This window comes from Pseudomonas sp. TWI929 (assembly GCF_039673335.1).
Classification (GTDB): Bacteria; Pseudomonadota; Gammaproteobacteria; order Pseudomonadales; family Pseudomonadaceae; genus Aquipseudomonas.
Window position 1 is genome coordinate 47,765 of sequence record NZ_JBDJLK010000021.1, and the last position, 22,017, is coordinate 69,781.

The window sequence follows — 22,017 nt, forward strand, 5'->3', positions numbered from 1 at the left end:
GGCAGCCCCTGAGCACTCCTCCTGCCCGAACCACAATGAGTAAAGCCATGTCTCCGACGATCGCCCCTGTGCAAACCAGCGCCCACCACCCCGCCACCACCACCGTGGTGATCATCGGTGGTGGCATCATCGGCCTCACCGCCGCACTGACCCTCGCCGAACGCAACATCCCGGTGGTGGTGCTGGAGAAGGGGCGCATCGCCGGCGAACAGTCGTCGCGCAACCTGGGCTGGGTGCGCAAGACCAACCGCCACGCCCACGACATCCCGCTGGCGCTGGCGGCCGACCGGCTGTGGGCCGAGATGCCCGGGCGGGTGGGCAGCGACGTCGGCTATCGCCAGGCCGGCATCATGTTCATCGGCCGCAACGACACGCAGATGGGCATGCATGAAGGCTGGCTGAAAAGCGTCGAGGCGCTGGGCCTGGACTCGCGCCTGCTGAGTGCGCGTGAAATCGCCCAGATGGTGCCGGGCGGCCAGGCGGATTGGGCGGGTGGCATCTTCACCCCCTCGGACGCTCGTGCTGAACCAACCCTGGCCGCCAGCGCCATCGCCCGTGCGGCAATGGCCAAAGGCGCGGTCATTGTGGAGAACTGTGCGGTGCGCACCTTGGCTACCGCTGCCGGGCGTGTCAGCGGGGTAGTCACCGAGCAAGGTGAAATCCGTTGCGACCAGGTGTTGCTGGCCGGTGGCCTGTGGTCACGCAAGTTCCTCGGCAACCTGGGCGTCAACCTGCCGACGTTGCCGCTGACCTGTTCCGTGCTACGCACCGAGCCCATGGACGGGCCGACCGATATCGCTGTCGGTGCCCCGGACTTTTCCTTCCGCAAGCACAAGGACGGCGGCTTCATCATCACCCAGCGCGGTGCGCTGGATGCCTTCCTTACCCTTGATCACCTGCTGCTGGGCAAGCGCTACCTGCCGCAGCTGCGTGCCCAGCGAGACTTTCTGCGCATCAGCTTCGGCAAGTACTTCTTCAAGGACCTGACCCTGGCCCGTCGCTGGAAGGCCACCGATGTCACGCCCTTCGAGCGGGTGCGGGTACAAGACCCGCTGGCCAATCCGGCGCTCAACAACGAGGCCATGCGCAACCTCAAGGCCGCCTGGCCGGTGTTCGGGCAGGCCCGTATCGCCAGCGCCTGGGCCGGCACGATCGACGTCACCCCCGACTCCAACCCGGTGATCGGCCCGGTGGCCAGCATCCCCGGCCTGACCCTGGCCACCGGCTTTTCCGGGCATGGCTTCGGCACCTCGCCGGCTGCCGGGCAACTGGCGGCGGACCTGGTGTGTCAATCTGCCCCACTGATCGACCCGACGCCCTACCGCTTCGAGCGCTTCGCCTGACCTACGGGATTCTTTAGCCGCGAAGAATACAAAGCGGTGGATGGCACCGGCTGCGCCGGTGTCCGCGGGTAAAGCCGCACCACCTCGACTGCATCGACCTCAAGCCATGCGCTGCCCCTGTGGGAGCCGGCTTGCCGGCGATGAGGCCACTCCAGGCAGCACCAGACAGTTGGTCCCCCACAGACCGCGTAGCACCCGCCACACTGGTTCATCTGCGGGATACCACCCGCCAGCCGGCTTGCCGAAACTGGCTCCCTGTCCACAGTGGAGCCCGGGCTCATGCCTACCACCCTCGATGCCACCACCGCGCTACCCGCCAGCCGCCTCGGTCTGGCCGCCATCGTCGTGTTTGCCGCCCTCACCCCCTCGCTGCTGATGACCGCACCTGCAGTAGCCGCACAACTGGCCAGCCAGCTCGCACTCGATCCCGTGCAGACAGGCCGGCTGTTCAGCGCCGAACTCGGCGCCATGAGCTTGGCAACACTGCCGGCCTGGTATTGGCTGAAACGCATCGCCCCACGCCGTGCCGCCCTCCTCGCAGCGCTGCTGTTCATCGCTGGCAACATCGCCTCCGCTACCGTGGCCAGTTACCCGCTGCTATTGGCGCTGCGCTTTGTCACCGCCCTGGGCGGCGGCTCGCTGATGATCCTGTGCATGGCCAGCGCCGCCAGCCTGCCCAACCCCAGCCGCGTGTACGGGTTGTGGCTGCTCGGGCAACTGGTGCTCGGCGCTGTGGGCCTGGCACTGCTGCCCGGGATGTTCGCACGCCATGGCCTGTCAGTCTGCTACCTCAGCCTGGCGGCACTGGCACTGCTGGCCTTGCCGCTGACACGCGCCTTCCCGGTTTCGCTGACGCCCCAACGGCAACAGGCTGACGCACCGCTGCACAAGGGCAAGGTCCTGTTCGGGCTGGCCGCAGTACTGTGCTTCTACCTCAGCCTGAGCGGCGTGTGGACTTTCATCGGTGCCATCGCCGAGGCCTCAGGCATCGACAGCAGCGCCAGCGGGAAAGTGCTGGCCCTGGCAACCCTGATGGGCATGCTCGGCGCAACGCTGGCAGCCAGCCTTGGCGCCCGGCTGCCGAGACATGTCCTGCTGGTGCTGGGCTTTGCTGTGCTGGCCGCGGCGATCCTGGCCCTGCGCGGCCAGCTACCGCTGGCCCGTTTCGCCCTGGCCGCCATGGCCTTCAAGCTGATGTGGACCTTCGTCCTGCCGCTGGTACTGGCCACCCTAGCCGACCTTGACCGCAGCGGCCGGCTGATGAACGCCATCAACCTGATGATCGGCGCCGGCCTGGCCGCTGGCCCGGCCATCGCCGGGCAGATGCTGCAGGCCACCGGCAGCGCCGGCTCAAGCCTGCTGGCCGGTGCTGCCATGAGCCTATTGGCCCTGCTACTGATTCTTTGCTGCCGCAATCGCGGCAAAACCCTTCCTTGACCACCGAGCACTCTCCATGACATCAACCGCCTTCTTCTTCGACGAGCTGAGCCTGTGGCACAGCGCAGCCCCACACGCCCTGACCCTGCCCGTGGGTGGCTGGGTGCAGCCGCCCGCCAGCGCCGGCCACGCCGAATCCCCTGAGAGCAAACGCCGCCTGAAAAACCTGATGGACGTCAGCGGCCTGACCCGCCAGCTGCAAGTACGCAGCGCTGCGCCGGCCAGCCACGAAGACCTGCTGCGGGTGCATGACGCCGCCTACCTGGCGCGCTTCAAGGCGCTGAGCGATGCGGGCGGCGGCTCGCTGGGCCAGGACGCCCCCATTGGCCCTGGCAGTTACGAGATTGCCGCGCTGTCCGCAGGCCTGGCCACCGCCGCCGTCGAAGCCGTGCTGCTGGGTGAGGTCGACAACGCCTACTCGCTGTCGCGCCCGCCTGGGCACCATTGCCTGGCCGACCAGGCCATGGGCTTCTGCTTCCTCAACAACATCGCCGTGGCCATCGAAGCGGCCAAGGCTCGTCACGGGCTGGGCCGGGTCGCCGTACTGGACTGGGACGTGCATCATGGCAACGGCACCCAGTCGATCTACTACGGGCGCAATGATGTACTGACCATCTCGCTGCACCAGGAAGGCTGCTTCCCTCCCGGCTACAGCGGTGCCGAGGACCGGGGCACGGGCGCGGGGGCAGGCTGCAACCTGAACATTCCGCTGCTGCCAGGCAGCGGCCACGATGCCTACCTGTATGCCATGCAGCAACTGGTGCTGCCGGCGCTGGAGCGCTTCGAGCCGGAGCTGATCATCGTCGCCTGCGGCTATGACGCCAATGCCGTCGACCCCCTGGCGCGCATGCAACTGCACAGCGACAGCTTCCGCCAGATGACCCAACTGCTGCGCGACACGGCCCAGCGCTTGTGCAACGGGCGCCTGGTGCTGGTGCACGAGGGCGGCTATGCCGAGGCCTACGTGCCGTTTTGCGGCCTGGCAACCCTAGAGGCGCTCAGTGGACAGCACACCGAGGTGCGCGACCCGATGCGCGACTTCATCGAGCTGCAACAGCCCAGTGCCGCGTTCCAGGCTTTCCAGCGCCAGTTGCTGGATGCCCAGCGCCAGCAACTGGCATGACCCGTGCTGCCACGGCCTTGACCCAGCCTGCCAGCACGGCATGATGCTTGACCGCGACGGGCGCCATCCTGCATTTGCAGGATGGCCGCCCCTACGGAGGTTACCCAGACTCAACCAGAACGGTCACTGCCCACGCCTCAGCGCGCGGCCGCCCATCCCTGCGTGAATTGCACAACAACAATAAAAGCACACCGAGGTTTTACCGTATGAGCCGCGACAACTACGCGCATCAAGCCCAGTGCACCGCCCTGCTGCAACAGTTCAGCCAGACCGTGCTGGGTATCCAGCAACTGGCCCAGGCCCGCTCCATCGAACAGTTCCACGGCCAGATGTTCGAGCGCCTGCAAGGCTTGCTGGCTTTCGACAAGGCCTGGTGGGGCCGCTCGGCAACGGTGGACGGTGAACTGCATGAGCACAGCTGCGCCGTGTTCAACCTGCCGGCCAGCTATGTCGCCGACTGGCAATCGATCAGCACCGACGACGTCACCGTGGCCAAGGTCCACGCCGCCCCTGGCCAGGCAGTGATCGTTGGCCTCGACAGCACGCCCGGCCTGCGCTGGCTGGGTATGCGCCACGACATCCGCGAGCTGTTGTGCATCATCGTGGTCGACCCGGTGACCCAGTTGTCCGAGCACCTCACCCTGTACCGCAGCGCCGCCCTGCCGCGCTTCTCGCAGTTCGACTGCGAACTGCTGACCTGCCTCATGCCACACCTGGTCGCCGCCATGTCGAACAACCAGATCCGCGCCATGCTGGCGATGCGCGAATCGCTGGCCGACCGGGAAACCCTGGGCCTGGCCGTGTGCGATCGCCACGGCATCCTGCAACATGCCGAAAGCGGCTTCATCGAGATGCTCCGCAGCCGCTGGCCGAACTGGAGCGGCCCGGCCCTGCCGATGGCCGTGCGCCCCGGTGTGCTGGACGTTGAGCAACTGCGCATCGAGATGAGCGAGGTGGATGGCGCGTTCGTGCTGGTTGGCCGTGCGCGCAGCGCATTGCAGCGCCTGAGCCCGCGCGAGTACGACGTGGCCCGCAGCGTCGGCCGCGGCCAGACCTACAAGGAAATCGCCCGCGAGCTGGGCCTGGCGCCCAACACTGTGCGCCACCACATCCGCACCATCTACGCCAAGCTCGGCGTCAACGACAAGGTGCGCGTCGCCCGCCTGCTGCACGCACCCGACTGTTGAAGCCACGCACTCGCCGCGCCTCACGCCCGATAACAACAATTGCCTTGCAAGGAACCCCGTATGCGAACGCTCCTGACCCTGGCCGTCGGTGCCCTGTTCAGCTGGCAGGCCCAGGCCGCTGAAAAGCAACCGAACATCCTGTTGATTGTTGCCGACGACCTCGGCTATTCAGATATCCAGCCGTTTGGCGGTGAAGTACAAACGCCATCCCTGCAAGACCTGGCCAACCAGGGCGCGCGCCTGACCAACTTCTATGCCGGCCCTACCTGCTCGGTCACCCGTTCGATGCTGCTGTCGGGCGTCGACAGCCACCAGGCCGGCCTGGGCACCATGGCCGAAGGCATGCAGCCCGAACAGAAAGGCAAGCCTGGCTACGAAGGCTACCTGAACTTCAGCGTCGCCTCGATCGCCGAGCTGCTTGGCGCCGCCGGCTACGACACCTACATGACCGGCAAGTGGCACCTGGGCGGTGCCCCGGGGCAGACCCCGGCCGCGCGCGGCTTCCAGCAGTCGTTCATCCTGGTGCAGGGCGGTGCCAGCCATGTCGACCTGTCCGAAATGTTCCCCGGCTATGCCGCACGCTACCTGGACAACGACAAACCCGCGCAACTGCCGGCGCAGTTCTACTCTTCGGACTTGTACACCGAGCAGATGCTCGATTACCTGAAACAGGGCAAGCGTGACGGCAAGCCGTTCTTCGCCTACCTGGCCTACACCGCACCGCACTGGCCGCTGCAGGCACCCGAGCAGTACATCGACAAGTACCGCGGCCAGTACGACAAAGGCTATGAGGCCATCCGCCAGGCCCGCCTGGCGCGCATGCAGGCCCAAGGCCTGCTGCCCGCAGGTACCAGCGCCAACGTGCCAATGCGCAACGCCCTGCCCAGCTGGGACGAGCTGACCCCGGCGCAGCGCCAGGAACAAGCGCGCACCATGGAAATCTACGCGGCGATGATCGACAACCTCGACCACAACATCGGCCGCGTGCTGGACTACCTGAAGCAGACCGGCGAGCTGGACAACACCTTTATCCTGTTCATGTCCGACAACGGCGCCGAAGGTACCACTGCGGCCGGTCTGGAGATTGCCGACTGGGTGCGCGCCAGTTTCGACAACGGCCCGGCCAATATGGGCCGCAAGGGCTCCTACCTGACCCTGGGCCCGCAATGGGGCCAGGTCAGCGCCACGCCGTTCCCGTACTTCAAGGGTTTTACCAGCCGTGGCGGCATCAACGTGCCGGCCATCGTCCGCTACCCGAAAATGGTCAAGGCCGGCCAGGTCAACAGCCGGCTGTTCCATGCCATGGACTTGATGCCTTCGGTACTGGAACTGGCTGGCGTGCACTACCCCGAGCGCTACGCCGACCGCGCGCTGCTGCCCTTGCAGGGCCGTTCGATGCTCGCCGGGCTGGCCAACGCCAGCGCACAGCCACAGCGCGAGCTGGGCTGGGAGCTGTACGGCCGGCGCTCGCTGCGCAAGGGCGACTGGAGCGTACAGATGCAGGCTCCGCCTTACGGCAGCGGCCACTGGGAACTGTATGACCTGGCCAACGACCCCAGCACCCTGCACGACCTGTCGGCGCGCTACCCGGAAAAAACTGCGGAACTGGCCGCTGCCTGGGGCCGCTATGCCCAGCACAACGGCGTGGTCGATGCCCCAGTGCGCTACAAGTACACCTACGAAAACTGCCTGTACGACCGCTGCGTGAAGTGACCCTGCCTGGCCCGTCCGCCCGGACGGGCCCTCCCCCTGCCGAGGATGCACCGCTATGCCACTGACACCTTCGTGCCGGCTACTGGCTGGCGCGCTGCTGGGCTATTGCGCCCAGAATGCCCACGCCCTGCAACTGATCGCCGATGACCGCAACACGCTCAACCTCGACGTGCAACTGGCAGCCTCGTGGCTGTACAGCGATCACAACTACGTGGCAGGTCCGCAAAAGCCCGGCCATTCGTATTGGCAGGAAGCCTATATTCGCTATGGCCTGAGCGGCGAGCACCGCCTGGCGCACAGCGACAGCACTGTCTACGGCGCCTTCAACCTAGCCAGCTACGGCACCTTCGGCGACGGCGATGCCGCGCTGTACAGCGACGGCAGCGAACGCGAAACCGCCCTGGACAAGGCCTACCTCGGCTGGCGCTCCGGCAGCCTGTTCCCGGCCCTTGGCCAGAACGGCCTGGACCTGTCGCTCGGTAGCCAGAAGGTGCCGCTGGGTGACGGTTTCATCATCAACGGCGACGGCACCATGATGGGTGACAGTTTTGCCGGCGGCCTGTACGACCGCGGCGGCACCTACTACCTGTCGGCGCGCAACGCCTTTCACCGCACCCTGGTGGCACATGTCGGCGGCAACCAAGGCTGGCGCAGCGACCTGCTGTGGCTCAAGTCGGACAACCCATTCCGCAGCAAGATGGAGCTGGGCGCGGCCACCCTCGAACATGTCGCTGCCGGCACCACGGTCGGCCTCACCGCCGTGAAGGTGCTGGACATCGAAGAACGCTTCGCGGTCAACGCCGCCCAGCGAGACCGCGACGACCTGCGTACCTGGAGCCTGCGCGGCAAGACCGATGCTGGCATTACCCCATTGTTCCTGTCTGGCGAATACGCCTGGCAAGACAAGCGCAGCGGTAACGAAAACGCCTGGTACGCTGAAGCGGGCTGGACCTTCTACCAGGCTCCCTGGCAACCCTACCTGTCCGCACGCCACACGCGCTATTCGGCCAACTACGACTCGCTGTTCTCCGGCTGGAACCGCGGCCCCGGCACCTGGCAACAGGGCTCCACCGCCACCAACTTCGCCGGGCCTTTCAAGCGCAATGCGGCCATCGACATGCTCAACCTGAGCCTGACCCCGCAACCCACCCTCAAGCTTGGGGTACAGTACTTCCGCTTCCGCACACTGGACAAAGCCCTGGGCGACTACAGCGGCCAAGAACTGGACCTGTACCTGAACTGGAACGTGAATCGCAACCTGATGCTGTTCCCCATGCTCAGTGCCTACAAACCCGAGCACTCGGCGGCCGAAGGCGGCCTGCAGCTGGGCGATGACAAGCTGGCCCTGTTCACTCAACTGACGCTCTACTACAACTTCTGACGATGCCCTGGATATTCTTGCTCATGGCCCTGGCCAGCAGCCTCGCCACTGCCGCCGACTGGGCGGACGAAACCACCTGCGGCAGCTGCCACGCCATCCAGGTGCAAGCCTGGCAAGGTTCACACCATCAACTGGCAATGCAGGTGCCCAGCGACGCCAGCGTGCTGGGCGACTTCGCCAACGTGCGGTTTACCGGTGACCGTGAACGCTACCGTTTCTTTCGCCGGGCCGGTGGCTGGTGGGTCAACGCCATCGGGGCCGATGGCCGCGCGGGTGATTGGCGGGTGGCCTACACCTTCGGCGTCGCACCACTGCAGCAGTACTTGCTGGAAATGCCAGGTGGGCGCCTGCAGGCCTTGGGCGTGGCCTGGGATAGCGAAAAGCAGCGCTGGTTCGAGCTGTACCCCGGCCAAGGAGTGGACTTCAACGACCCGCTGCACTGGAGCCAGCCCGGGCAGAACGCCAACTTCATGTGCATCGAGTGCCACAGCACCGGCTACAAACGCAATTACCAGCCGCAACAGGACCGCTTCGACGGGCACTGGCAGGCGCTGGGCGTGACCTGCCAGGCCTGCCATGGCCCGGCCGGCGAGCACCTGCAATGGCTGAGCGAGCGCCCGCCAACACCCCACGCGGGCTTCACCAGTCCCCTGGTCGCCGGCACCGCCCGCAACCAGGTAGAAACCTGCGCCCGCTGCCATTCACGCCGGGTGCCGCTGGGCGACGGCGACACCCCAGGGGCACCACTACTGGACAGCTACCTGCCGACAACACTCAGCGCCGACCTGTACGAGCATGACGGCAAGATCAAGGACGAGGTGTTCGAGTACGGCGCCTTCCTGCAAAGCCGCATGTATGCAAAGGGCGTGCGCTGCTCCAACTGCCACGACCCACACAGCACCCGGCTCAAGGCCCCCGGCAACGGCGTGTGTCTGCAATGCCACAACCCGGCCGGGCGCAGCAATGACCCAGGGGTTGACGGCAGCGGCCTGCAGGCCAAGGATTACGACAGCCCCGCGCATCACCAGACAGCTGGCTCCGCGTGCACCGATTGCCACATGCCAGGGCGCCTGTACATGGTCAACGACTTGCGCCACGACCACGGCTTCACCCTGCCCGGCCCCGGCCAGAAAGTCAGTGAACTGTTCAACCTGTGGCAGGCCGCTCGCCCCGCTAGCTACGCCGCCGACATGCCAGGCATCCGCCTAAGCCAGCCGGGTGCCAACGAAGCGCTGCTACGGCAATTGAGCAACCCCGCACAACCAGCCATTCGCCTTGCCACATTGCTGGGTGAACTACCGGCCTACCCGAGCAGGGCTGGCTTCGAGCGTGCCCGGCAGGCTTTGACCAACCCTGACCCGCAGGTGCGGGTGGCGGCGGTGCAGGCAGTGGACAGCCTGGTGCCAGGGCAATGGGCGTTACTGGGGCCACGCCTGGGCGACCCGATCAAGGCCGTGCGCCTGGCTGCCGTCGGCCAGTTGCTCGATGCACCGCGTGCCCCGGCGTGGCAGGCAGCCTGGCTGAAAGCCAGTGAAGAGTATGAACAAACCCAGCTGGCTCTGGCCGAACGGGCCGAAGCCCACGTCAACCTGGCCCGCCTGTACCGGGCACTGGGGCGCGATGCCGAGGTGCAAGCGCAGTTGCGCCTGGCCATGGTGCGCGACCTGCACTTCCTGCCAGCACCGATGATGCTGGCCGACTGGCTGCAAACGCACGGTCGCCCGGCAGAGGCCCGGCAGGTGCTGAATGCCACGATTGCTGCACATCCTGAGGCAGCACAATTGCAGTATGCGCTGGGCCTGTTGTGCGTGCGCCAAGGCGCGCCGCAGGAGGCGTTTGTGGCCTTGGGCGAAGCCGTGCGGCTGGCGCCACGGGATGCGAGGTATGCCTATGCGCTGGCCGTAGCCATGCTGGAACGCAAAGACCAGGCAGGGGCACGGGAGCTGCTGGAAAAACACCGCGACTATGCTCCTGCCCACGCATTGCTCGCGCAGTTACCAGCGGCACAACTCATGCCTTGACTGTGGGAGCGGGCATGCCCGCGAAGAATCCAATGCGGTGCATGGCACCGGCTCTGCCGGTGTTCGCAGGTAAACCCGCTCTCACAGTTCCCCCAACACCTGCATAAATGCAAACAGCCCCGCTGCGTGGGCGGGGCTGTTTGTTTTCAGCTAGCCGAAGGCCTTAGTGGCTGGTCGGCATGGCAAACTCTGCACCTTTGGCAATGGCTTGCGGCCAGCGTTGCATGATGCTCTTCTGCTTGGTGTAGAAGCGCACCCCTTCCTCGCCGTAGGCATGCATGTCGCCGAACAGGCTCTTCTTCCAGCCACCAAAACCATGCCAGGCCATCGGCACCGGAATTGGTACGTTGATACCGACCATGCCTACCTGGATACGGCGGCCGAACTCACGGGCGATATGGCCGTCGCGGGTGTACAGGCTCACGCCATTGCCAAACTCGTGGGCGTTGATCAGGTCCACCGCTTCGGCAAAGTCCTTGACCCGCAGGCAAGCCAGTACCGGGCCGAAGATCTCTTCCTTGTAGATGCGCATGTCCGGGGCGACGTTGTCGAACAGCGTGCCACCCAGCCAGAAGCCGTCGCCGCAACCTTCGCCTGCGGTCTGGCCATTGAAGCCGCGGCCATCGACCAGCAGCTTGGCGCCCTCTTTCACGCCTTGCTCGATGTAACCGGTGATGCGCTCCAGTGCCGCACGGGTGACGATCGGGCCCATCTCGGCTTCCAGGTTGGTGCCGTTGAGCACCTTCAGCTCGCGGGTACGTTCGACAAGCTTGGGCATGACTTTTTCGGCGGTTTCATCACCTACAAACACAGCCACGCTGATTGCCATGCAACGTTCGCCGGCAGAGCCGTAGGCCGCACCAATCAGCGCATCGACCACCTGGTCGATATCGGCATCAGGCATCACCACCAAGTGGTTCTTCGCGCCGCCCAAGGCTTGCACGCGCTTGCCGTGGCGGGCGCCGGTCTCGTAGATGTGGTTGGCGATCGGGGTGGAGCCGACGAACGACACTGCCTGCACATCCGGGTGCTCGATCAGCGCATTGACCGCGTCCTTGTCGCCTTGCACCACGTTGAACACGCCATCCGGCAGGCCGGCCTGCTTCAGCAGCTCGGCGATGAACAGGCTCGGGCTCGGGTCCAGCGGGCTCGGCTTGAGCACGAAGGTGTTGCCGGTGGCCAGAGCGACCGGGAACATCCACATCGGCACCATCACCGGGAAGTTGAACGGGGTTATACCGGTGACCACGCCCAGCGGCTGGCGCAGGGTCCAGTTGTCGATATTGGTGCTGACCTGGTCGGTGAAATCGGTTTTCAGCAGCTGTGGCGCGCCGCAGGCGAATTCGACGATTTCGATGCCGCGCATCACCTCACCCTGGGCGTCGGTGAACACCTTGCCGTGTTCGGCGGTAATCATGCGGGCCAGGTCGTCACGGTGCTCGTTGAGCAGCGCCAGGAACTTGTTCAGCACCCGCGCGCGGCGCAGTGGCGAAAGGTTGCTCCAGGCCGGGAAAGCAGCCTTGGCCGAGGCTACGGCGGCGTCCACGTCTTTCTGCGCAGAGAGCTGCACCTGGCCGGTGACTACGCCAGTGGCCGGGTTGTATACCGGCAGTTGCTGGCCGCTGGTGGTCTCGGCCTGAGCGCCGGAGATCCAGTTCATGATGGTTTGGGGCATTGTAGTTTTCCCGTGTTTCATTGTTATAGCGTCTCTCCCCTTGTGGGAGCGCGTCAGGTTTCAAATGTTGAGCAAGGCACAGGGCCCGGTGGTGCATCAGTAGATGGCGTAAACCTTGCGCACGGTTTCCAGCACATCCCAACGGCCAGTCCAGCCCGGTGGCAGGATGATCAGGTCGCCGCCAGTCACTTCCACCACTTCCTGGCTGCTGTCATCGGTGAGCAGCGCCTTGCCCGAGATGATGTAGGTGAACTCGGTGTCAGGGCGGTCGACCACCGGCCAGCCGCCTGGCTGGCACTCCCACACGCCGAGGTTGCCGACCGCCTCTGGCGCCTGCTTGCTGATGGCGATCTGCGGGTCGCCCCGGTCGGCGCCGGCGCGCTGGCCGGCGGCAGTCAGTGGCAGGGCCTTGATGTCGGCGTGCTTGATGATGGTGAACGAAGGCATGGCGGTTTCTCCTTATCAATGGGCGCCGGTGAGCTTTTCCAGCAGCATCGCGGTACGTGAAGGTTTGTGGGTGTAGCGCTCTTCCATGTCACTGAACGACGCGGCGGCCAGGCCGCTGTTTATACCGAACCAACGCAGCGGTTCTGGCTCCCAGGACGGCGAGCGGTGATTGACCAAAGGCAGCGTGTTGATGTCTTGCGCACGCCCGAGAATCAGGTTGCGCAGGATGCGCCCGGCGAGGTTGCTGGTGGCCACGCCGTCTCCGACGTAATTACCAGCCCAGGCCATGCGGTTGTTGCGGTCGATGCTGACGGTCGGGCACCAGTCACGCGAGACGCCCAGCGCCCCGCCCCAGCGGTGGGTGACGCGGGTATCGCGCAGGGCCGGGAAGAACTCGAGCATGGTGTCGTAGATCTTGCCGTGGATGCTGTCCACCAGGTCGGCCTGCTCGGGCATGACCGAACCCCATTTGTAGGGTGCCCCACGACCGCCGAACACCAGCCGGCCTTCGGCAGTGACCTGGCCATAGACGCGCAGGTGGCGCATGTCGTTGAAGGCCATCCGATGATCAAGGTGGAGTTGACTTAGCAGCTCTGGCGGCAGTGGCTCGGTAGCCAGCACCAGCGAATACAGCGGGATGACGAACCGCGATTTGCCCGGCTGCTGCGAGGTGAATGCCTCGGTGGCACGCACGGTCATGTCGGCACGTACCGAGCCGCGCTCGGTGTGCACTACGCCAGGGGCCATCTGGGTAACTGCCGACTGCTCGTAGATCTTTGCGCCCATGCTTTCGACCAACCTGGCCAGGCCACGGACCAGCTTGCCGGGGTGAATCAGCGCGCAGTGCTCAGTGTAGAGGCCACCCAGCGTGCCTTGGGCGCCAGTCCTGGCATGAGCCTCAGCCGCATCCAGCACCTGCCACTGGCCTGGCAGGCCGAAGCGCGCCGAAGACTCCACCGCAGCACGTGCCCGGGCCAGCTGCGGGGCGCTGCGGGCCAGGGACAGGAAGCCTTGCTTGGCGTAATCGGCGTCAATACCTTCCAGCGCCAGCACCCGGCCAATTTCGTCGACGGTGTCGTTCATGGCCACCTGCAGCTGCAAGGCCGCCTGGTGCGAATAAAGCTGCTCCACGCGGTGCAGGGAGATCGGGAAAATCGCCGAGGCCCATCCGCCGTTGCGGCCCGAGGCGCCGAAACCGACGGCGTTCTTTTCCAGCAACACCACGCGCAGCGACGGGTCGCTCTTGAGCAGGTAATAAGCGGTCCACAACCCCGTGTACCCGGCACCGACGATCACCACATCGGCGTCGGCTGCGCCATCCAGCCGGGCGCGTGGCTCGCTGGGGGCAAACCACAGCGGTTTATTGGGTATCAGGGACAAATCGGATTTCGCTGACATGCTGTTGGCTTCCCGTTGGCATTTGCGACTGGTGAAGAGGGCTTCTTTTGTCTGTTGTTACCAGTGCGTGTTAGCCAGAGGTTATGCGGGGTGGGCCGGGGGCGGTATCGACGGTTTCCAAGGCTGCAAACCGTTAACTGTACAATTGTATGAAAGACCGTGAGATGTGAGGCAGCATTACAGCCCGTCGCAACGCCGGGCTACTGCTGCAAGGGCCCTGGGCCGCGCCATGACAACCCGGGATGAAAATTACAAGGGTCGGCCTGTATGATATGACCGAGCCCAAAAGAGTCCTGATGATGGCCAAAGACAACGAAACCGAAGGCGCACCACGGCGCCATAGCGGCCGCTACATATACGAAGAACTGCGCAAACAGATCCTCACCCTCAAGCTCAAGCCCGGCGTGCAGCTGGACGAAGTGTCGCTGGCCGCGCAGTTCGGCCTGTCCCGTTCGCCGGTGCGCGATGCCCTCGCCCGCCTGATCACCGAAGGCCTGGTAGTGATCCTGCCAAACCGCACCACGCTGGTGACGCCGTTCGAGATCGAGGAGTTCCCCAACTACATCTCCGCCTTGGACCTGATCCAGCGCGCGGTCACTCGCCTGGCCGCCACCCAGCACCGTGATGAGGACCTGGTGGCCATCCGCAAAGCTGACGCCGCGTACCTCAATGCCGTGACCAGTGGCGACTTCCAGGCCATGTCCGAGCTGAACAAGGCCTTCCACATGGCCATTGCCCACGCCGGGCGCAACCCCTATTTCATCAGCTACTACGAGCGCCTGCTGGGCGAAGGCCAGCGCTTGCTGCACCTGCACTTCGACCACGTGGTCAGCTCAGCCAGCACTACCCGCCTGGGCCGCGACCACGATGAAATCATCGAAGCCATCGCCGCCCGCGATGCCGACGCCGCCGAGGCCGCCGCGCACGAGCACACCATGCTTTTCCAGCGCCGTTTCCTCGACTACATGCAACAGAACCTTACGGCGCGCATGTCCATCGTCTGACCGCAAAGCCGCTCACCCACCTTGCCAGGGCTGACCCTATCAGCCCTGTTGCCACCCGCACGCCTACCCCCAATCGCGACACACGACCACTCCCGCAGGAGCAGCGCAGATTTCACCTGACAAGCTGTTGCGAAATTACTTACAGTGAAATACTGTATGTGCATACAGCAAAACAAGGAAATGCCTGTGTCCAGCACCGCCTCCGCCACCCCGAGCAGCTATGAACAACTGGGTATACGCATCCAGAAGATCATCAACAGCCCTACCGCCCAGCGCAGTCGGGCGGCGCTGATCTTCCGCCTGGAACAGGAAACCCCGGAAGACTGGGAAACCCTGCTAGAGGAAATTGCCGAAAACGACAACGTCACCCTCGCCCATCGCGATGATGGTGGCGTGCAGATTTTCTGGACCGTACCAAAGGAAGACTGAGCGTCAGGGCAAGGCCTGCAAATAGGCGCTGGCCTCCCTGTAACGGGCCAACCGCGCCAAATCGGCGGGGCCTGGGCAAGGAATACGCGAAAGGTCGCTGTTGTCGGCCAGGTCGGCCAACTTGACAGTGCGCGCCAGCGGGTCACCGCCCAGGCGCACCACGAAATCCTGGTAGGCCTCACCCTCACGACGGCTGAGCGCCAGCAAAGCGGCAAGAATTTTCAGTGCGAAGCCCTCGCGCGCCAGGTCAGACAAGGTCGTCGGGGTGTCTTCGATCACATCGTGAAGCACCGCGACAATCCGTTGTTCCGGCGTGGAAACCCGCATCATCACGCGTAACGGGTGGAGGATATAAGCCGCCCCACCCTTGTCGTATTGCCCTTCATGCGCCCTGGCGGCCACGGCAATGGCCCGCTCCAGTGTAGACATGAGGCCCTCCCCATTCAGCATCTCCCAACTCAAGCATAGCCAAACTTGTGTGAACAATGTTCAACGCAAGCATAAGTGCAACTGCCCTGCTCAAAATCTGAAGGCTTGCGCAATCTTGTGGGAGCGGGCTAGCCCGCGAACACCGGCAAAGCCGGTGCCATCCACCGCGTCGCCTGTTTCGCGGGCACGCCCGCTCCCACAGGTACTGTGCTAGCTTTGTGTTGACACTGTACCTGTGGGAGCAATGCTTTAGCCGCGAACCCATCCACCGGGTTGTATTTTTAGCGGGCTGCGCCGTGCTGGATGACGACCGAATCGGTGCCCAGCTTGGCCATCACTTCGTCCTTGCGTGCCTGTGCTTCTTCACGGGTCGGGAACGGCCCCATCAGCACCACCGGCTTGCCGTCGCGGTATTCCACCGAAGACGGGATGCCCTTTTCGATCAAGCGTGCGGTCATGTCGCTCAGCGCGCCCATGTTGGCGCCCTGGATCACTTCAACATCCCAACCTTGTGGTGCTGGCTGGTCAGCCAGGGCCTCGGCGCGGCGCTGCAGCTCTGCGCCACCGCACATCTCGCGAATACGCAGGTTGTTGCCGGTGTCGTCGACGATGATGTCGTACTGGCCATCGCGCTTGATTGCCACGTAGCTGCGGTAGGCCTCGTACTGCCCGGCATCATCCTTGCCGCGGACCTGGCCGCAGATGGTGCCCTGGGTGTCGATCCGTACGTTGCCAAACTTGGCGGTCTTGGGGTTGTGCAGGTGTTCGGCCACCTGTTTGTGCACGCCTTCGACCTCGTTCTCACAGCCCGCCAGGGCGAGCACTGCCATTACCACAGCCAGTTTGCGCACGCGTGTACCTCCAGATTCGAAGGCGCGGATTCTAGCACGCCGGTCTCGGGCAAGGACCGCGACCATACGTTACACCATGCAACCATTGCCCTACGCTGCGAGCAGTCATGGCGTGCTGCGCATCGTCATGACGGCATCAAGTCCAAGGTCCGTTCCAGTTCATTGAGGTCGATGCGGAAGTTGCTGCCATTGGGTATGCCGACCACAAAGCCGAAATGCTGCTGGTCGCGATCGGTCAGGTACTTGTAGAAGCAGACAAAGCGATTAGGTGGTTGCAGCGTCACCACCGACGCGCCGGGCGCTAGCACATTGACGCCGTGGATGAGCTGGCTGCCCTCGACGCCCACCACTACCCTGGCCCCCGCACAGGTTGCCACGATGGTCGAAAGGTCACTCTTCAACGGGTCAAGGATGCGAAAGCCGCGGTATTTTTCCAGGTGGTCGGCGATCTCCAGCTCATTGTCCAGCAGGCGCAGGTCTCCGGCGCAGCCCCGCAAGATGAAAACCCCCGGGTGAGACTGGTAGTTCACCCGCGACAGCAGCTTCTGGCCCATGGCGCGGTAACGCAGGGACTGGTTGCGGTTGTGGCTGGAGTCGTCGAACAGCACCAATTCGCGAAAGAAGGCACTGTGCAGCCGAAGCGGTTGCATGCCAAGCCAGTCCTCGTAGCCTGGGGCTTGGGTGAAAAGGGGGAACCTGCTCGAGGGCGCCGTGGTCACCGGCACCCCTTCGTTACAGGCCAATGCATAGGTTACGCAGTCCTCGGCAAGCCAGGTACCGAACCAACGGTTGCCGTAACGTGAACAGTAAGCGGCCCCCCGTTCGATCTCTTGTTCCACGACGATCCGTGGCAAGCGACTGGGCCGGTCAGACAGCCAGAAGCTGGCGTTGTCTTTATACAGAGCCCCATCGATCAACATGACGTCCTTGATCAGGTAGCCCCTGGTAGGGCGTTGTGCCACGCTGCCCAGCCCTTCCATGGTGCGGCGTGGATGCTCGAAGGGAAAGAAACGTGCTGCTTCCCAGCCGGTCACTCGCTCCAACTGGTTTGGCAGGAAGAAAGCAGGGGGCGCCGGGGTGACCTCAGCCGGCGCGATATCCCAGGTTTTGACCGCAAGGCTCTTCAAGTTTTCCGATTGCTGGTGCCCCAGGCGCTTTCTTGCGAGGAATTTGTAGGCAGCCAAGCTCCAGATTTTGCGGTTGGCTCCTTTCGTGCCGACATCCGAAAAATTGTTGTTCATAAAGCGCCCTCATTGAAAGGCTAACTTCCACGCTCAGTTGGACGACACTTTTTCCAGAATGGGCGGAGACTGAAAGTGGGCATATCGATCGCGCAGGTTCTCCAACAGCAGTTCGCCAGGCGCTTTTGCACAATGAATGTATATCTTGAACAAACCGCCGAAGACCATCTCGCGGTAGCGGTCGACGATTTCCTCGTCACTTGGCCCATCCGGCAGGCCCAGGTGAAGTGTGAGCTTGTTGCCCTCGACGGCAAACAACGGGAACTCCCAGAGGAACTTGGCGATGCCGGTTTTTGGCAACCGGACGAACATATAGGCCTGGTTGCCCAAGGTATCCACGTCTCCGCCGCGCCGGCGCTTCCATTTCAAAAGCCCATCGTCCGGGCGGGCCAGGCATTGGCCGATATCGTAGTAATCAAACCCCTGCTCGATGGCCCACTCCAGGGCCATGAAGGTGGTGATCGAGTTGACTTCGCGCAGGCGTTTGGGGTCGTTGAAGACCGCCTCTGGGTAGCCAAAGCGAAGCGTGCTCCAGTAGCGCTTCCCGCCCCGGGTAATCACGCAGCCAAAATGGCAGGCGACGACTTCATCGCCTTGCATGATCAGGTCGAGCCGGCCAACGGTCTTGGCAATGCGCAACACTTCCTGCGAGTCGAATTGCTTGGCATACAGGCCATGCCGCGCCTGGGCATAAGGCTGCAGCATCTCCCGGTCGGCCTTGGCGATGTCCTCGTCTGTCAGCACTTGCTGCATGCGGTACAACGGCCGGCATTTGCGGATATTGCGCCGCAGCTCACCGTCGTAGCGTGCAATGATCTCCTCCAGCGGGCGCCCCAGGGGGATGATTGCACTCAGGTAATGGGGCACATACAGCACACCTGCACTGGGCATCTCGCTGATCATCACCACATGCGACGCGCCGTTGGGCTGTTGCTGGCCATCGCCGGGTTTGGCATCGGCCTCGGGTTTACCGCCGATGAGCAGCTTGGCCATTTCCTTGCGGCTCTTTCTGCCGACATAAAGGACTTCGTAGTCGTTACTTGTCTGTAGCCGGAACCTGGCGATTTCCCAACGCCATAGACAGGCACGATCCATTATGTCCTGGGTCCAAGTGAAGAACTTTCTTATTTCGAAGCGCATCGACGGCGTTATGAGCTTGCGGATGTGTTCTCTCATTTTCAATCCTTGGAGTTTACCCAGGTAACAAGCGATAAGCGTTGTCAAATAAACACCCAATCACCTTTAGCACTTAAACGCCTTAGGCTGACCGATACAAAACGATTAAAGATGCGCAAAAATGATCTGTCAAGATACGCTTAATCATTGATTATTCAGTGAATACTCCTTGATAGCTGTATGTTTTATGGCGCCAATTTTTTTTATTGTGGATATAGCGAAACGTTACAACGGCTTACCTGACCAACGTGTTTTCAGGGCGCGCCTCCACCCGCGAGCCCGGCACCTCTGCGCCACGGACCGTCGCCTGATGGCGCACGACGCTGTCCATTTGCGCGAATATTCCATCCAGCAGCTCATAGCGTCGGCGATACATCGCGCGCTTCTTGGCGGCTATCTGCTCGAGGGGCGGCCGGGGAACGACCGGGGGGATGCTGAAGAAGTCCTCGCGCTCGGACGCCAACGCCCCATGCTCCTGCCAGATGACATCATAATTGGCCAGCAACTCCTGGGACTTCTCCTTGCCGAAATAGGGGTGGCGATGGTGACGGTAGCTGTCGCCAATGGCATAGAGCCTTGTCACACCAAGCCCTTGGGCGATATGCCTGACGGCCTCGATCAGCAGGCTCCTGGGGCGCAGCCCTTCGAAGTCCTTGGTCAATTCCCGGTAGATATTCAGTGACGTTTCGCTGTCCACGCCCTTGTGGATGCCCTGTACCGCACCGATGAACATGCACACCCCGTGCTCCGAGCGCGACAGGGTGAAGGCCAGCGAGGCGACACGCAACTCACCCTGGAACAGGTTCAGTACCAGCTCCCCCTCACGCATGAACCAAAACGCCCGGTCCAGCACCAGGGTGCAATTGGGGGAATGCGGGTTCAAATCAGCCAGCAGCAGGGTGTCGTCCCGGCCCAGGAGCAATAACGGCTGGCAGCATTGAGTGACCACCTCATAGTGCGAAGCCAGCGCCTCGAAACGGGCCGGCGCCGCCCACGACTTGCTGATGTAGGGCCACTGCACAAGGCCGATGCAGTCCTCCCCCAGGCGCTGGAACCTTTCGCGGCCAAGGGTATTGCACAGGCGCTCCAGGTAACCTTTAAGCCCGGGCCAATTACGTGCAATCAGCAGCGTCAGCCGGAGCTTGTTGCGCAAGGCCCGCAGCGAATAGCCCGGATGCAGGACAAATACGCTTTTCACTATCGCTTTATAGATCATGCCGTCTCTCGTCCTCATTCACAGCACAGTGTATCCACCCGGCTACGCGCTCACCTGTCCGCGCCTTCCCGGCTCGCTCAGGCGAACAGCCTGGTTACCATTTCGCCGAACAAGTAGCCGACCAGCAGGGCAGGCAGTACGACAAACTCGCGTTTCAGGTCTAGCAGCCCCAGCTGGCGGTTGACCTGGAAAATCAGCAAAAGCGTGAAGTAGGTATGCAGGGCCACGCCCCAGATAGCGTAGGTCACGCCACCGATAGCCATAAGCACCGGCAGCAGGACGAACAGCGAAACGACCCGGATAACGTTGTCCAGCGCCACGTATTTGGTCAGCCCCATGGCCAGCCAGAGCTGGTGCGCCAGCGTGTAGCGCAAGGTGAAAAGCGAAAGCGAAAGAATGGCGATGGTATTGCCGGCACCAGCATAACGGGCGTCATAGAGCCAACTGATCATCAGCGGGCTGGCGGTTAGCAGAAAGCCGCAAGCAAACAGCGAGGTCAGGTCGAACAGCATCCTGGAGCGGTAGTAGAGGCTGCGCACCCGTTCTTGATCGCCACTTCTGGTCGCCTCGCTGAAGGCCGGCAAGGCGACCGCCCCTGCCAGCCGCTGCAGCACCGACTGAATGACTCCCAGGATGGAGACGGCGATGGAATAGACCCCCAGTTCCGAGGTCGACATACTGCCGCCGAACCAGATCCGGTCGCCCTGCATCGCCAGCACCCCGACGGAAGACGACAACAAGATCCAGCGGCCGTAATCGAACACCTCGCGCAGCGTGGCCGGGTCCCATTGCAGGCGGTTGCGCGGCCCCTGGAAAACCAGGTGGCTGAGGGCCGTGAAAACCAGTGTGCTCACCAGGCCCGATGCTACCAATGACCAGATGGAACGGGTGAGATAGCCTGCGACGAGCATCACTATCAAGCCGACAAACTGCGCAATCAGTTCGGCGATCACCACCCTCTTCTGCTGGAAGATACGAATGGCCACGTCGACCTTGGGCGACTGGAAACCGTAAATGACTGCGGCGAACCCTGACAAAGCCAGCACCATCGGCAGTTCTGGGGCGGCGTAGGTGGAATGGGCCGGCCACAGTTGGATGTACTGCGTGAACTGAGCCCCCAGGGCCAAAAGCAACGTCAGCAGGAACAGCACAAACCCACGGATGATTTGCAGGGTCCACACCGTATCGAGAAACAGTGGTTCGTCGCCTCGCGAACTCTGAATCACGTTCGGCCGAAGCCCGACATCGGAAAGCATTTGCAGCAGCACTGCAACAGTGGTCGCAATGGCCATTACGCCGAACATTTCCGGTACAAGCAGGCGGGTGATCACCAGATTGCCGCCCAGGCGCATGGCCTGGGAAGCGAAGACGGCGAGAAGATTTAACGCGCTGGCCCACATGGCCCGTTTGCGCAGGCTCAAGGGACGCGACACATCAATCGAAGGCATAGCCGCATCTCTGAACCCATCGCTAGAGACTCACTATAGTCGCAAATCGCCATGCGACTACGAGGCAGCCTGCAACGCGTGAAATCGCCCTGCGCGGTGACCATGCGCCAAAAACAAAAAGGGCGACCCTCTCGGATCGCCCTTTTCATGCCCGGAAGCCGGGACTTTTATTTGGTAGGCACAATTGGACTCGAACCAACGACCCCCACCATGTCAAGGTGGTGCTCTAACCAACTGAGCTATGTGCCTGTCGTGTGGTGCGCATATTAGTGATCGAATGCGCACCTGTAAAGCTTTTTTTTGAGAAAAATCAAAAACTTTCGCGATTTGTGCATAGGGGTGCTTTGCACCCCTTTCGCGACACAAGGCCGCGCCTACAAGCGACTGCGTTGCCAGGAAGATCAGCGCCGTCGCGTATGGGCGCCCTTGCGTCGCGTTGGGCTGCGCCGCAGCCGCAGGCCGAATAAAATGCCAATGAAAAAAGGGGTGACCCTTGCG

At 63.2% G+C, this 22,017-nt stretch carries 18 protein-coding genes and 1 tRNA gene; 9 read left to right on the plus strand and 10 right to left on the minus strand.

Features of this window, described 5'->3' with window-relative positions; all coding sequences use genetic code 11:
• Positions 1-47 precede the first annotated feature (47 nt).
• The 7 genes from ABE456_RS11690 to ABE456_RS11720 all read left to right on the plus strand — a co-directional run bounded on the left by ABE456_RS11690 (position 48) and on the right by ABE456_RS11720 (position 10,205).
• The gene (locus ABE456_RS11690; RefSeq protein WP_346644052.1) at positions 48-1,343 is read left to right on the plus strand and encodes an FAD-binding oxidoreductase; all 1,296 of its coding nucleotides are present in this window, start codon (positions 48-50) and stop codon (positions 1,341-1,343) included.
• Positions 1,344-1,622: 279 nt separating this feature from the next.
• A complete protein-coding gene (locus ABE456_RS11695; RefSeq protein ID WP_346644053.1) occupies positions 1,623-2,780 on the plus strand; it encodes an MFS transporter in 1,158 nt (385 codons plus the stop codon).
• Between the two features lie 16 nt (positions 2,781-2,796).
• Positions 2,797-3,903 carry a class II histone deacetylase gene (locus tag ABE456_RS11700; protein WP_346644054.1) on the plus strand — a complete coding sequence of 369 codons (1,107 nt, stop codon included), beginning with the start codon at positions 2,797-2,799 and terminating at the stop codon, positions 3,901-3,903.
• A gap of 206 nt (positions 3,904-4,109) precedes the next feature.
• Positions 4,110-5,090: a LuxR C-terminal-related transcriptional regulator gene (locus ABE456_RS11705; RefSeq protein WP_346644055.1), complete on the plus strand. Its 981-nt coding sequence runs from the start codon at positions 4,110-4,112 to the stop codon at positions 5,088-5,090.
• Positions 5,091-5,150: 60 nt separating this feature from the next.
• Complete coding sequence (locus ABE456_RS11710; protein WP_346644056.1) at positions 5,151-6,803, plus strand: arylsulfatase; 1,653 nt, start codon at positions 5,151-5,153, stop codon at positions 6,801-6,803.
• A 55-nt stretch (positions 6,804-6,858) separates the two neighbouring features.
• On the plus strand, positions 6,859-8,184 hold the full coding sequence (locus tag ABE456_RS11715; protein WP_346644057.1) for a hypothetical protein: 1,326 nt from the start codon (positions 6,859-6,861) through the stop codon (positions 8,182-8,184).
• A gap of 23 nt (positions 8,185-8,207) precedes the next feature.
• Entirely contained in the window at positions 8,208-10,205 is a 1,998-nt protein-coding gene (locus tag ABE456_RS11720) for a tetratricopeptide repeat protein (protein WP_346644058.1), read from the plus strand.
• A gap of 163 nt (positions 10,206-10,368) precedes the next feature.
• Here ABE456_RS11720 and ABE456_RS11725 read toward each other — a convergent pair whose 3' ends face one another.
• The 3 genes from ABE456_RS11725 to ABE456_RS11735 form a co-directional block, all read right to left on the minus strand.
• Positions 10,369-11,865: a CoA-acylating methylmalonate-semialdehyde dehydrogenase gene (locus ABE456_RS11725; RefSeq protein WP_346644077.1), complete on the minus strand. Its 1,497-nt coding sequence runs from the start codon at positions 11,863-11,865 to the stop codon at positions 10,369-10,371.
• A 111-nt stretch (positions 11,866-11,976) separates the two neighbouring features.
• Positions 11,977-12,327, minus strand: coding sequence for a cupin domain-containing protein (locus ABE456_RS11730; protein WP_346644059.1), 351 nt, complete (start codon positions 12,325-12,327; stop codon positions 11,977-11,979).
• Between the two features lie 15 nt (positions 12,328-12,342).
• Positions 12,343-13,725 carry an FAD-dependent oxidoreductase gene (locus ABE456_RS11735; RefSeq protein WP_346644060.1) on the minus strand — a complete coding sequence of 461 codons (1,383 nt, stop codon included), beginning with the start codon at positions 13,723-13,725 and terminating at the stop codon, positions 12,343-12,345.
• A gap of 296 nt (positions 13,726-14,021) precedes the next feature.
• Between ABE456_RS11735 and ABE456_RS11740 the strand changes: the two genes are divergently transcribed.
• Positions 14,022-14,729 (plus strand): GntR family transcriptional regulator, encoded by a 708-nt coding sequence (locus tag ABE456_RS11740; RefSeq protein WP_346644061.1) that lies wholly within the window; start codon positions 14,022-14,024, stop codon positions 14,727-14,729.
• 186 nt (positions 14,730-14,915) lie between these two features.
• Positions 14,916-15,158, plus strand: a complete 243-nt coding sequence (locus ABE456_RS11745; RefSeq protein ID WP_346644062.1) for a DUF1654 domain-containing protein — start codon at positions 14,916-14,918, stop codon at positions 15,156-15,158.
• A gap of 3 nt (positions 15,159-15,161) precedes the next feature.
• Here ABE456_RS11745 and ABE456_RS11750 read toward each other — a convergent pair whose 3' ends face one another.
• The 7 genes from ABE456_RS11750 to ABE456_RS11780 form a co-directional block, all read right to left on the minus strand.
• Entirely contained in the window at positions 15,162-15,587 is a 426-nt protein-coding gene (locus ABE456_RS11750; protein WP_346644063.1) for a GTP pyrophosphokinase, read from the minus strand.
• A gap of 281 nt (positions 15,588-15,868) precedes the next feature.
• Positions 15,869-16,438 (minus strand): SPOR domain-containing protein, encoded by a 570-nt coding sequence (locus ABE456_RS11755; protein WP_346644064.1) that lies wholly within the window; start codon positions 16,436-16,438, stop codon positions 15,869-15,871.
• Positions 16,439-16,563: 125 nt separating this feature from the next.
• Positions 16,564-17,679 (minus strand): glycosyltransferase family 61 protein, encoded by a 1,116-nt coding sequence (locus ABE456_RS11760; RefSeq protein ID WP_346644065.1) that lies wholly within the window; start codon positions 17,677-17,679, stop codon positions 16,564-16,566.
• 33 nt (positions 17,680-17,712) lie between these two features.
• Positions 17,713-18,855: a hypothetical protein gene (locus ABE456_RS11765; protein WP_346644078.1), complete on the minus strand. Its 1,143-nt coding sequence runs from the start codon at positions 18,853-18,855 to the stop codon at positions 17,713-17,715.
• A gap of 235 nt (positions 18,856-19,090) precedes the next feature.
• Entirely contained in the window at positions 19,091-20,071 is a 981-nt protein-coding gene (locus tag ABE456_RS11770; protein WP_346644066.1) for a DUF535 family protein, read from the minus strand.
• 77 nt (positions 20,072-20,148) lie between these two features.
• Positions 20,149-21,519 (minus strand): oligosaccharide flippase family protein, encoded by a 1,371-nt coding sequence (locus tag ABE456_RS11775; protein ID WP_346644067.1) that lies wholly within the window; start codon positions 21,517-21,519, stop codon positions 20,149-20,151.
• 172 nt (positions 21,520-21,691) lie between these two features.
• A tRNA-Val gene (locus tag ABE456_RS11780) sits at positions 21,692-21,768 on the minus strand.
• Between the last annotated feature and the right edge of the window lie 249 nt (positions 21,769-22,017).